General features: G+C 67.4%; 14 protein-coding genes. 6 read left to right on the forward strand and 8 right to left on the reverse strand.

The genetic code is table 11. The annotated features are described in order from the left end of the window. The first annotated feature begins 16 nt into the window (after window positions 1-16). Entirely contained in the window at window positions 17-682 is a 666-nt protein-coding gene (locus tag ACGFSB_RS03590) for an HAD-IA family hydrolase (RefSeq protein WP_393393385.1), read from the forward strand. 50 nt (window positions 683-732) lie between these two features. Here the strand turns inward: ACGFSB_RS03590 and ACGFSB_RS03595 are convergent, their stop codons facing one another. After that, window positions 733-1,746: a peptidoglycan-binding protein gene (locus ACGFSB_RS03595; RefSeq protein ID WP_393393387.1), complete on the reverse strand. Its 1,014-nt coding sequence runs from the start codon at window positions 1,744-1,746 to the stop codon at window positions 733-735. 223 nt (window positions 1,747-1,969) lie between these two features. Here ACGFSB_RS03595 and ACGFSB_RS03600 point away from each other — a divergent pair, with 223 nt between their 5' ends. Next, the gene (locus ACGFSB_RS03600) at window positions 1,970-4,024 is read left to right on the forward strand and encodes a DHA2 family efflux MFS transporter permease subunit (protein ID WP_393393828.1); all 2,055 of its coding nucleotides are present in this window, start codon (window positions 1,970-1,972) and stop codon (window positions 4,022-4,024) included. Here ACGFSB_RS03600 and ACGFSB_RS03605 read toward each other — a convergent pair. From ACGFSB_RS03605 to ACGFSB_RS03620, 4 genes are all read right to left on the reverse strand, one after another. Beyond that, window positions 3,993-4,565 carry a GNAT family N-acetyltransferase gene (locus tag ACGFSB_RS03605; RefSeq protein WP_393393389.1) on the reverse strand — a complete coding sequence of 191 codons (573 nt, stop codon included), beginning with the start codon at window positions 4,563-4,565 and terminating at the stop codon, window positions 3,993-3,995. The genes ACGFSB_RS03600 and ACGFSB_RS03605 overlap by 32 nt on opposite strands. A 117-nt stretch (window positions 4,566-4,682) precedes the next feature. Beyond that, complete coding sequence (locus ACGFSB_RS03610) at window positions 4,683-5,330, reverse strand: LysE family translocator (RefSeq protein ID WP_393393392.1); 648 nt, start codon at window positions 5,328-5,330, stop codon at window positions 4,683-4,685. A gap of 245 nt (window positions 5,331-5,575) precedes the next feature. Beyond that, window positions 5,576-5,761, reverse strand: a complete 186-nt coding sequence (locus ACGFSB_RS03615; protein ID WP_393393395.1) for a hypothetical protein — start codon at window positions 5,759-5,761, stop codon at window positions 5,576-5,578. A 219-nt stretch (window positions 5,762-5,980) separates the two neighbouring features. Then, window positions 5,981-6,643 (reverse strand): hypothetical protein, encoded by a 663-nt coding sequence (locus tag ACGFSB_RS03620; RefSeq protein WP_393393398.1) that lies wholly within the window; start codon window positions 6,641-6,643, stop codon window positions 5,981-5,983. 168 nt (window positions 6,644-6,811) lie between these two features. On the opposite strand from ACGFSB_RS03620, the gene ACGFSB_RS03625 reads away from it, so the two are divergent. Further along, a complete protein-coding gene (locus tag ACGFSB_RS03625) occupies window positions 6,812-7,165 on the forward strand; it encodes a hypothetical protein (protein WP_393393400.1) in 354 nt (117 codons plus the stop codon). A gap of 48 nt (window positions 7,166-7,213) precedes the next feature. Next, window positions 7,214-7,867, forward strand: a complete 654-nt coding sequence (locus ACGFSB_RS03630; protein WP_393393403.1) for a hypothetical protein — start codon at window positions 7,214-7,216, stop codon at window positions 7,865-7,867. A gap of 466 nt (window positions 7,868-8,333) precedes the next feature. Here ACGFSB_RS03630 and ACGFSB_RS03635 read toward each other — a convergent pair whose 3' ends face one another. Together ACGFSB_RS03635 and ACGFSB_RS03640 are read right to left on the reverse strand one after the other, a co-directional pair. Beyond that, window positions 8,334-8,663, reverse strand: a complete 330-nt coding sequence (locus tag ACGFSB_RS03635) for an antibiotic biosynthesis monooxygenase family protein (RefSeq protein ID WP_393393406.1) — start codon at window positions 8,661-8,663, stop codon at window positions 8,334-8,336. Window positions 8,664-8,694: 31 nt separating this feature from the next. Beyond that, entirely contained in the window at window positions 8,695-9,099 is a 405-nt protein-coding gene (locus ACGFSB_RS03640) for a DUF1992 domain-containing protein (RefSeq protein WP_393393408.1), read from the reverse strand. A gap of 127 nt (window positions 9,100-9,226) precedes the next feature. Here ACGFSB_RS03640 and ACGFSB_RS03645 point away from each other — a divergent pair, with 127 nt between their 5' ends. Beyond that, window positions 9,227-9,619 (forward strand): hypothetical protein, encoded by a 393-nt coding sequence (locus tag ACGFSB_RS03645; protein WP_393393411.1) that lies wholly within the window; start codon window positions 9,227-9,229, stop codon window positions 9,617-9,619. Window positions 9,620-9,659: 40 nt separating this feature from the next. On the opposite strand, the gene ACGFSB_RS03650 is transcribed toward ACGFSB_RS03645, so the two are convergent. Next, entirely contained in the window at window positions 9,660-10,328 is a 669-nt protein-coding gene (locus ACGFSB_RS03650) for an O-methyltransferase (protein ID WP_393393414.1), read from the reverse strand. A gap of 138 nt (window positions 10,329-10,466) precedes the next feature. Between ACGFSB_RS03650 and ACGFSB_RS03655 the strand changes: the two genes are divergently transcribed. Further along, the gene (locus ACGFSB_RS03655; protein ID WP_393393417.1) at window positions 10,467-11,585 is read left to right on the forward strand and encodes a serpin family protein; all 1,119 of its coding nucleotides are present in this window, start codon (window positions 10,467-10,469) and stop codon (window positions 11,583-11,585) included. Window positions 11,586-11,652: the final 67 nt, after the last annotated feature.

The following is an 11,652-nucleotide window of genomic DNA, read 5'->3' on the forward strand; positions in this document are numbered from 1 at the left end:
GCTCTGGAGTACGTCGATGACGGCTGAGACTGCCTCTGTTCTGACCGCCCGAGCCCTTCTCCTGGACATGGACGGGACCCTCGTCAACTCCGACGCGGTGGTCGAGCGCTGCTGGCGGGTCTGGGCCGAGCGGCACGGGCTCGACTTCGACGAGGTCATCAAGGTCGTCCACGGGCGGCAGGGGTACGCCTCCATGGCGGTGCTGCTGCCTGAGCGGTCCATGGAGGAGAACTACGCGGAGAACCGCGAGATGCTGGCCGCGGAGACGGCTGACATGGAGGGTGTCGTTCCGGTGCGGGGGGCCGCTGCTTTCCTGGCGTCGCTCGAGGGGCTTCCGCACGCTCTCGTGACGTCCGCCGATGTGCCGTTGTCCACGGGGCGGATGGCCGCGGCGGGTCTGCCGCTGCCCGCGGTGCGCGTCACCGCGGAGAACGTGGGCGCGAGCAAGCCTGACCCCGAGGGTTTCCTCAAGGGGGCCGCTGAGCTGGGGTTTGACCCCGCGGACTGCGTTGTTTTCGAGGACTCCGGGGCGGGGATCGCGGCGGGGCTTGCTGCGGGGATGCGGGTGGTGGGGGTCGGCCCTCGTGCGGCGGAGTTCGGGCCCACTGTGCAGGTCGATGACTTGACGCAGGTGCGGGTTTCCGTTGACGGGGACGGGGCGCTTCGGCTGACGTTCGGCTGAACCTGCATGTTGACGCCTGCCTACAGCGGCATGGCGGGACAACGAGGCGGCTATCGCGGCTCCGAAGTCTCCGCTTCCAGCGCCGCCCGCGTCTCCTCCCCGTAGACCCCCTCTCCGTCTCTCTGCGTCCCCCGGGCGTACTGGTAGCGGGCCACCGCGTCCGCGACCGGGGTGTCGTAGATGCCGTCGGCCTCGTCCACGTACAGATACAGCTGTTGCAGGCGTTGTTGGAGCTCCGTGACCTCCGGGCCTCTGTCGCCCTGGCTCAGTACGCCGCCGATCGACGGTGACGCCGACTCCACCGAACCCGTCGCCCGTGCCGTCGAGCGGATCGGTGACGGGGTGGGGCCCGGCTTGGCCGAGACCGTGCGTGAGAGGGACGGGGACGGGGGCGGGCTCGCCTTGTGTGCCGCGGAGGGCGACCGGGAAGCCGTCGCCGACTCGCTGCCGGTGTCTGTGTCGGACGGGGTGTGCACCACACGCGTCGGCACGTCCGGCAGCGACTGATCCCGCTGCGGTTTGTCGGGCGCGAGCAGGACCGCCGCGAGCACCACGACGGCCACTGCCACCACGGCCACCGCGCTGACGCCCGCGTACAGGCCGATACGACCGCGCCGACCGCGCCGCGGTTCCGGTTCGTCGTCGTACGAGTGAGGGGGAGCGGGCGGGGGCGGGGGCAGTGCCGGGGCCACCGGCGCCGACGGGGAAACGGCCGCGGATTCCTCCGCCCCCGTCCCGGCCGCCGCCACCACCGCCACCGCCTCCACCGCCTCCATCGCCTCCCCGGCCGGAGGCCCAGGCTCGGGCAGCGTCACATACGGCCGGATCCGCAGTGGATCGAAGTCCTCTGCGGCGGCGGCGTCCGCGGACCTCGCGTCCCGCGCCGCATCGGCGGCCCGCTCCGTACAGCCGCAGGCAGGCGCGCTGCCCGCATCCCGCGACGTACCGCATTCAGGACACAGCTGACCGCCCCGGCCACCCTCCGAGCCGTCCTTCGCGCCACCCTCCGAGCCGTCCTTCGCGCCACCCGTCGCGCCATCCTCACGTCTTTCCTCGCCGCCCACCCGTCGCACCCCACCCCTAGAGAACTCTAGAGAACTCCAGAGAACTCCAGCGATTATGCAGACCCTCACGTATCCGGGCCCCGCTTCAACAGGCCATAACGGGTCACACGGACCAGGATGGAGAGGGAGAGGCCCCGCAGGGCACGCAGGAGGCGCACGCAGGTGCCCCCCAGGAGGCGCCCCTCAGGAGGTGTCCATGACGCAGGACGTCAGCGCCCGCCCCATGGGAGCGGAGCCCGATCCCGTCCCCGGACCGCCGGACGAGCACGCGCACGGCGGCGTACTGGTCTCCATCGGCGCGCTCCTGCTCGGCATGTTGCTCGCCGCCCTCGACCAGACCATCGTCTCGACCGCACTGCCGACCATCGTCAGCGAGCTCGGCGGCATGGAGCACCTGTCCTGGGTCGTCACGGCGTACCTCCTCGCCGCGACGGCCGCGACGCCGCTCTGGGGCAAGCTCGGCGATCAGTACGGCCGCAAGAAGCTGTTCCAGCTGGCCATCGTGATCTTCCTGGTCAGCTCGGCGCTCTGCGGCATGGCACAGAACATGCCGCAGCTCATCGGTTTCCGAGCGCTCCAGGGAATCGGCGGCGGTGGCCTGATGGTCCTGTCGATGGCGATCGTCGGCGACATCGTCTCGCCGCGTGAACGAGGCAAGTACCAGGGCCTGTTCGGCGCGGTCTTCGGCGCGACGAGCGTCCTCGGACCGCTGCTCGGCGGCCTCTTCACCGAGCATCTCAGCTGGCGCTGGGTCTTCTACGTGAATCTGCCCATCGGCGTCGTCGCGCTCATCGTCATCGCCGCGGCCCTGCACATCCCGGTGCGCTCGCAGAAGCACACCATCGACTACCTCGGCACCTTCCTGATCGCGGCCGTCGCCACCTGCCTAGTCCTCGTCGCCTCGCTCGGCGGCACCACCTGGGACTGGGATTCGCCGCAGATCATCGGCCTCGCGGTGCTCGGAGTCGCGCTCGCCGCGGCCTTCGTGTCCATCGAGCGCAGGGCGGCCGAACCGGTCATCCCGATGAAGCTGTTCCGGGTCAGGACGTTCACGCTCTCCGCGATCATCAGCTTCGTGGTCGGCTTCGCGATGTTCGGTGCGATGACCTATCTGCCGACGTTCCTCCAGGTCGTCCAGGGCGTCTCGCCGACGATGTCGGGCGTGCACATGCTGCCGATGGTGATCGGGATGCTGATCTCGTCGACCGCGTCCGGCCAGATCGTCAGCCGTACGGGCCGCTGGAAGGTGTTCCCGATCGCGGGCACCGGAGTCACGGCCCTGGGCCTGCTCCTCCTGCACCAGCTGAACGAGAACAGCGGCACGGGCGAGATGAGCGCGTACTTCTTCGTCTTCGGCTTCGGACTCGGCCTGGTCATGCAGGTCCTGGTGCTCATCGTGCAGAACGCGGTCCCGTACGGGGATCTCGGCGTCGCCACGTCCGGCGCGACGTTCTTCCGCTCGATCGGCGCCTCGTTCGGTGTCGCCATCTTCGGCACGATCTTCGCCAACCGCCTGGTGACCAACCTCTCCGACGCGGTCGCGGGCCGACAACTGCCGCCCGGCGTCAGCGCGGACTCCCTCAAGTCCGACCCGCGCGGCATCGCGGAACTCCCCGCCTCTCTGCGCCCCGGCGTCGTACACGCGTACGCGTCGTCCATCACGGACGTCTTCCTGTACGCGGCGCCGGTGGCCCTTGTCGCCTTCCTCCTGGCCTGGTTCCTGAAGGAGGACAAGCTGCGTGGCTCGGTCACGGCGCCCGATCCGACGCAGACGCTCGCCAGCAATCCCGTCGAGCGTTCGTCGTACGACGAGGTGGCGAGGGCCCTCTCGGTCCTCGGCACGCGGGAGGGCCGCCGCGAGATCTACGTACGCATCACCGAGCGCGCGGGCTACGACCTGCTGCCCGCCGCCAGCTGGCTCCTCCTGCGCATCAGCCGCCACGGCCACGTCGAACCGGCGACGCTCGCCGAGCGGAGCGCCGTGCCGCTGCACGTGATCACGGCAGCGTCCCGCCAGGTCGAGGAGCGCAGGCTCGCGCGGCGCGAGGGGATGGGCCTGACCCTGACCGACGAGGGCCGCGCGGTCGTCGCCGACCTGTCCAAGGCCCGCGAGCAGTCGCTGTCTGAGCTGCTCGGCGACTGGTGGGGCCCGGACCGGCCCACCGACCTGGTCAAACTCGTCGAGGAGCTGGGCGCCGAGATGTGCGGCTCGGACGCCGAACGGCCGCACAACGGCAAACCGACGTTCAACCAGCCGCAGCCGCAGTCGCAGTCGTAGTCGCAGGGGCAAGCTTCTTGACGTACCAGACCTCGGCGTACATCCGCTCGGTGAAGGGGGCGGTCTCTTCGTAGCCGTGGCGCGCGTACAGAGCCCTGGCCTCGACGAGATCGAGGCGAGTGTCGAGGATGATCTGCTCGGCACCGAGCGCGCGGGCGGCATCCTCGGCTGCGGCGAGGAGGAGGCCGGCGCCGCCCTTGCCGCGCATGTCCGCACGGAGGAAGACGCGCTTGAGCTCGGCGGTGGTGCCCCCTCCGGCCGGGCCCATGAGCCGCACCCCGGCGGTCCCGGCGGGCTCGCCCCCGTAACGGGCTACTAGTAGAACTCCGGTGGGCGCCCGGAGATCGTCCCCCGTCTCGGCGGCGACCTCGCGCTCGAGCTCTTCGGGGGCCGTCGTACGTCCCTCATGGAGCAGGTAGTAACGGTCGCTGACGTCCGTGTAGTACGCGCGCCAGAGTGCGGCGGCGACAGGGGAGTCGACCTCTTCGGGGGCGATGGTCCAGGAGGCGGGTGCGGGGGTGCTGGTTTCGACGTGACTCATGGGGCTCATGGGGCTCATGGGGGCCATTCTCGGGAGACGACGGCGGCACCCCGCAAGCGAATTACGCCCCCACTTCATACCGCCCACCTCATACCGCCCACCTCATACTGAGGTAGGTCAGTCCGTGCGCCCAGTGGCGGCGACGCTGACGCCGAGCCCGATCATGGCGACCCCACCGGCCCCACCGACCATGGAGAGCCGCCGCGGCGAACGCCCGAACCAGCCGCGCGCGGTGGCGGCCACCAGCCCCCACACGCTGTCGCAGGCCACCGCGATGACATTGAAGACGAGGCCGAGCAACAGCATCTGCGCCATCACATGCCCCTGCCCGCGATCGACGAACTGCGGCAGCACGGCGGCGAAGAAGACGATGGTCTTGGGATTGGCCACACCGACGGCGAACCCTTCCCACAACGTACGCAGGCCGCTGTGAGCAGGCCCGTCACCCGTGAACGCCGAGTGCAACGAGGCGCGTTGACGCACGGCTTTCACACCGAGGAAGACCAGATAGGCGGCGCCCACCAGCTTGAGCACGGTGAAGACGACGACGGAACGCTCGACGACGGACCCGACCCCGAGCGCGACGGCCACGACGAGCACGTACGCCCCGACGGTGTTCCCCACCACGGTGGTCAACGCGGCACGACGCCCCTGCGCCAACGCCCGCCCGATCACGAACAGGACGCTGGGCCCGGGAATCACGATGAGCAGGAACGACATGGCGGCGAAGGCGAGTATCCGGTCGGTGGACATCATGGGGTCCATCGCACCACGGGGACGGTGCGAGCCGATAGCGCTTTTCCCGCTCCGGGCCGCGCTCAGCCGAGAGGCCCTAGGGCCAGCGCCTGGACGGATTGATCGTCTACGTCATCTATCAAAGAGTCAATGGAGTCCTGGTCGTGATCGGCAAACAAGACAGTGCAAGTACGGCGGGCTCGCTCGGCGGGTTACTGACCGTGGTACTTGCCGTCTTAGGAATCGGCCGAAGGCCATGAAGAGCTCGCGACGACTCAAGGGCGCGCCGGGCAGCCGCCGCCCGGCCGGGCGTCCCTGTGGAACGTCCGCCCGATCAGCAGCTTCACCCGCTTGAGCGTCCAGCCCTGGAACTCGTCATCCCAGCCGTGCGCCAGCGGGCCTCGCCTCAACTCCTGCTCCAGCCGTGTCCATTGCCGGGCACTGAGCCGCTCGACGGACACCGGACCCGTCGAACGCTGCGGAATGATGACGGACCTCGGGACTGGCGGCCTTCGCGATGACCTCGGTCTTCTCACCGCGTGCGAAGCGAACCGCTCGGCGGCCTCCAGCCGCAGCCGTTCCCGCTTCTCCTGCTCGCCGGGCGTCAGTCCGCCCCCTTGCGCATACCGCATAGAGCCCTCGTACCGCAGGGATCAAGGAACGTCACCGGGGCGCGGACATCACGAGTTCAACCTGAGTACTCGGTTCGGGAGTTTGGAGGGGAGATCGCACTTGGCTTGCTTGTGGGCGGTGTGGGCGTAGTCCAGTGCGAGGGCGATGAGTTTCTGGCGCTTTGTTTTTTCGGATCCTTGCAAAGGCTCGATTGCCAGCGCGATTACATTGAGGTTGTGTGCCTGTTTGCTTGACCTCTCACGTGTGTAGCAAGGCACGTAGATTCCCGCAAGGTTGGATGACGAGACCCCTCTGATGCCAGCATCGAAGTATGTGATCTCGCCGTGAGAACGCGGTTTGATTACCTTTTTCTCCCATTTTTGCCAGGCTTCGGCGAAAGCCATGTTCGCAGTCAAATCCAGGAGTGCCGTATCTTGATTGCCCAACACTTCGCAATTGCTGCGGTAGGAATAATCTGCTGGGGGGTTCAGCTGTTCCTGGAAGTCGTAGCTGCTGAACTGGGGCAGCGCTGAGTTGAAGACCTCTGCGGCTCCCTTTCTGTCGTGCAAATTCTCGCAGACGCTGTCAGCCTTAATATGGCCTCGAGACTCGGAGTCGAATACCCCGAAGTGGTAAATTAGGGCCAGGGAGATGGCGCCGACGACGGTCACAGCGATCAAGCCGAAGGTGCGGAGATTTCTGGCCGGCTTCCGGCCATTCGCTTCTTCCATGATGGGTGATCCAATCGATATTGCACTATTTGACGGTGTGTTCGGCCTTACTTTGGTGGATCGCCGCATCCGCATCGGCGAACCCTCGGCCGGCCTCGCCTCCAGCTTGAGACTCAAGATTCTCTGAGCCAGTGGCAGCCTTTACCGCCTCTTGCGTGGTCACGATGGATGATTGCTTCAGTTGTCGGCAGCGCGGTGACTATTGCGACTGAACCGTACAGTGGTCCCACAGGTGTAGTGGTAGGGGGCCTGGCCGGAACGGCAGCAGGTAAGATCTTCGAGGGTATAATTGACGGTTTTGGCGACGACGGCGGGAAAGAGGCGAAAGCGCAGGTCTACCAGAATGCGAAACTTATAGGTAACGTCAAGGATTCGGTGCTCCGCACCTCCCAGGAGGCGGTGAAGGCCGCCACCGGCAGTGACGGCGCCGCATCCGAAGCTGGAGGTGACGCTGGCGAGGGATTCTCCGAATCCAATAGCAGAGTTGATCAGTATCATGCCGAGGAACGTTTCACTAGCTAAGCCCTAGGGCGCCGGAGGCGCTCTGCTATGACGGGATCCAGTGACCGTATGTCTGTCCGTAGAGTTCGTGTCTACCTCCTGGCTGCCGCTGGCTCGGCTGTCGTTATTTCCCTGCTCCTAGCCTATTTTCTGGGAGCGTTCGACTCAAAGTCTAGTGATCACTTTGAATCCAGTGACGTCTGTAAGAATCTGCGCAACAAGCAAGCGGCCGCCGATATCTTCAACTCTCTATTTCCGCAGTCCAATAAATACAGCGTCATCCAGGCTTCGAAGGGTGCAACGGTCGAGTACTACGGTGCCGATTGTGAGGTGCGAGGAGATGACGGTGAGTCGTTCCTTCGCTTGAACGCGTTTCTCACCGCTACCGAACCTAAGAAAAGTAACGGGAAGGAATGGGATGGTGATGTATTCAAGCCTCTCTCCCGCGGTGAGATTAGGCATTTCGATGCTGGCATAAAAGGTACCTCGGCATCCAACTTGGCCGGGATCTCTGTACCTTGCTATGGCAGCGGAAAGTTCGACAAACTTCCGTACCACTTGGCCGTATATGCCCACGCGCCGCAATCTCTTCGTGGTTCCGACAAGGGAAAGCGTCAGAAGCTCATCGACCTGGCCCTGGACTTCGCTCACACCACCCACAAGCAGGCAAAATGTGAGGTCCCATCTCGGCTCCCGGACCGGGTGACCGTCCCAGATGGCTGACGTCACATCGCAGAGATGAGAAGGGGGGACTTTTCTGCGTGATGCCCGGAAATTGTCAGTGCCAGGGTTCGTATCAACGACGGCCGTCCGCGACTGGTCTAGGGGCGTCTAGAGATCTTTAACGGTGTGGGTTACGTCGGGTCGTGACGTCTGTAGTGGGCCGCGGTATGCCGGAGGGATGAGGTATCCCGATGGCGGTGGGCTGACGGCGGAGGAGCGGGCCCGGCGTGAGCAAGTCCGTCTCGCGGCCGCTGACTTGATTGAGGCCGGGGCCAGTGACGGAGAGGTGGCCCCGGCGGTTCCGGGTGAGCCGGATGTCGTCGAACCGCTGGCGGCGGGCTCTGGCTTCGGGCGGTCGGCAGGCCCTGGTCTCCAAGGGCCCTGGTGTTGCAACTTGACCGGCCACGTGCGTGGCGGTGCGCATGTTCTGGCGGTATCGCCTGGCGATGAGCTACCGCTGAGAGAGCTATTCGCTCTTCGGCGCGGCCTGCTGCACGACCTCGAAGGACCACACCGCGGAGCTGCTCGACGCGGGCTTGGGCCGCTCCCCGCCGTCTGCGCCACCGCCCTGATGCGCCGACTTCATCGGGCCCTCCATCCACGCCTTGAAGGACTCCTCGTCACGCCACCGCGTGTAGACCAGGTAGTCGTCGGTGCCCTCGATGGGGCGCAGCAGCTCGAACCACTCGAACCCGTCGGAGTTCTCCACGGCTCCGGCGCGGGACGCGAAGCGCTGCTCAAGGACCTCGCGCTGCTCGGCCGGCACGGCCAGGACGTTGATTTTCACGATGCTCATGTGCCCATCCTCGCGCATGCCTCCCGGCGGATCAGCCCGGGTGGCGTTCGCGCCAGGTGCGGGCCGCCTCGTCGACGTCGAAGGGCTTCAGGCCCAGGGGAGGGCCCGGTGGGGGCCTGCGCAGGGACTCGCGGATCTTTTCGTTGAGGTCCGTCACCAGTTGGCGTGCCGCGCGTTCGGAAGGGGCGTCGGGTACGGCGGCCAGGACGTCCTCGGCCTCCTTGCGCAGGGCGAGGGTCGGGGGGAGGTAGGAGAGGCCCTCGCGGGCCATCTTCTGTTTGACCCACCACTGTTCGTCGTACGGTGCGTCCAAGCCGTCCGGCAGTGGCTTGCCGCGGCCCGGCAGGGTGGCGAAGTCTCCGCGCTCTTCCGCCTCACGGATCTGCTTGTCGATCCACGACTCGAAGTTGACTCCAGGTGGCTTCCGTTCGGTCATGGGTTCATTGTCCCAGGGGGTCGTGCTTTCGCGCGAGGGGCGACTTAGGATGCGGCGGCGCGGTGTGGAGCGGGTCGGGGTGTGCTCCGGGGCCGTGCGTTCGGTCGTCGAGCGTGGGGGAGCGTACGTGCTGGAGCTGACCATGGCCTCCTTGCCTGGAGCGGACGAGGGGGCGACCGCGGGCCTGATCATGGCTGAGGCGCCGAGCGCGCCGGGAGCCGTGTTGTGCGTGGGGCGTGATCGCGGTGTCTGTCGTCTCGTGCCGCCGGACGACTGGCTGTTCGTGTCGCGTACGCATCTTGAGTTCCGCTGCGGGACCGACGGTGCCTGGAACGTCACCTGGCTGCGTGGTTCGCATCCCGATCCCGCCTCGGAGGTGCGGTTGATGGTGGGTGGGGTGGCGTCGCCTCTTGAGTACGGGGGGACGGTGCCGTTGCCTCGGGGCGGGGCCGGTGAGGTGGTCATCCAGGACCTGGCCGGGCCCCGCAGCGTGAATGTCGGTTTCTATCAGGAGGGTTGAGGGGCGTCGCGTCCTGGCTTGCTTGGGGGCGTGCCGGTTCTCAGTCCAGTACGCGGGCCAGCGCGAGGCCGTCGTAGCCCTTCGTGCCTACCGTCTGCAGCGCCGTGCCGCTCAACTTCGGGTGCTGGGCGATGAGGTCCAGTGCCTTGCGCGTGCCCTGAACGCTGGGGTCGGTGCTGTCGGCGTTGGACACCTCACCGCTGCGTACGACGTTGTCGACGATGATCAGGCTGCCGGGGCGGGTGAGCTTGAGCGACCACTCCACGTAGTGCGGGTTGTTGGCCTTGTCCGCGTCGATGAAGACCAGGTCGAACGGGGCCGCGTCCTCGGCCACCAGCGCGGCGAGCGAGTCGAGAGCCGGGCCCACGCGGACCTCGGTGAGCTTGTCGAGGCCTGCGCGGGCGAGGTTGCCGCGGGCCACGTCGGCGTGGACCGGTGAGTACTCCAGGGTGACAAGGCGGCCGTCCGCGGGCAGGGCGCGGGCCAGCCAGATCGTGCTGTAGCCGCCGAGCGTCCCGATCTCGAGGATGCGGTGCGCGCCCTGGATCTGGGCGAGGAGCTGGAGCAGCTTGCCCTGGTTCGGCGCGACGCTGATCTGCGGCAGACCGGCGGCGTCGCTGTCGCGCAGGGCCTCGGTCAGCGCCTCGTCGGCGGGGGTGAGCAGGTCGGTGAAGTAGGTGTCCACCGCGTTCCATTGCTGCTGGGTCATGAGGGCCTTTCCGGGTGTTCATTAGGTTCGCTAACAATGTTAGTGGGGTGGGGGTCGATTGTCAGTGGTGACTCGCATACTGGGTTCGTCGGGCTGTGTTGGCGGGACATGGGCTGTGGGCTGCGGGGGTGGGTTGAGATGACGTACGGGACTGGGCAGGTGTTGCCCGCGTCGGTGATCCGGGGGCTTGCCGATCGGTGGCTGCCGATGATGGCTTCGCCGGGTGCGGGTCAGGGAAGTGGCGCGGATGCGGGGGACTTCGTGTGCTCGCCCGCCGGGCTCTGGCTCGCGCTGGCCGCCGTCGCGGTGGGTGCCCGGGAGGAAACCGCTGGGGAGCTGCGGGAGTTGCTCGGGGTCGCGGGGGAGGACGCTGCCGGTGCGGTGCGGGGAGTCGCGCGGGCCTTGGGTGATACGGACGCGGTGGCCGTCGCCACCCGGGTGTGGAGCCGGGTTCCGGTGTACCGCGCTTATCGGGAAGCGCTGCCGGATGTGGGATTCGGGCCGATGGACCCGGACGGCATCGACGCGTGGGTGCGGGAGGCCACGGGCGGTCTGATCGAGCGGCTGCCGGTGGTGATCACTCCGGATGTGCTGCTCGTCCTTGTCAACGCGCTTGCTCTCAAAGCGCGTTGGGAGATCCCCTTCGAAGGTGCCGGTACACGCGATCAGGAGTTCACGGACGTGTTCGGGGTGCGGCATCGGGTGCCCACCATGCACCGGCCCGTCCCGCTGAACTGCGCCTGGACGGTGGGCGGTGCGAGCGTCGTCGAGCTGCGGTGCCGGGCGGAGGGCGGACGGGCTCCGGCCCGCGTGCGGTTCGTGCTCGGTGAGCCGGGGGCGGGGGCCGCCGAGGTGTTGCCGCTCGCGTGGGCGCCTGAGGGGCGGTGGACCGGGATCGACGCGGAGCAGATCAATATGGCGGTGCCGCGGATGTCCTTGCGTACGCGGATCGATGCCACGGAGCAGTTGGCCGCGCTCGGGGTGCGGTGGGCGATGAGCGAGGGGGCCGACTTCTCCGGGATGTCGCCGGAGCGGCTCGCGATATCGCAGGTCGTGCAGGAGGCGGTGGTGAAGGTCGCGGAGGAGGGGGTCGAGGCGGCGGCAGTCACGGCTGTGCCTATGGCTCCCGGCGGGGCGCCTTATCGGGCTCGGCGGATCGAGTGGGTTGCCTTGAATCGGCCGTTCGGGGTTGTGGTGCTCGATGGGAGTGGAGAGGTGCCCTTGTTCACCGCCTGGCAGGCGGGTGTGCCGGGGTGAGGAGGGGGAGGGGAGGGCCCTGCGGGGCAATGGACAGGGGCCATGGATCTATGCCGCTGCAGCCGGG

This window comes from Streptomyces sp. NPDC048441, assembly GCF_043200235.1.
Lineage (GTDB): Bacteria > Actinomycetota > Actinomycetes > Streptomycetales > Streptomycetaceae > Streptomyces.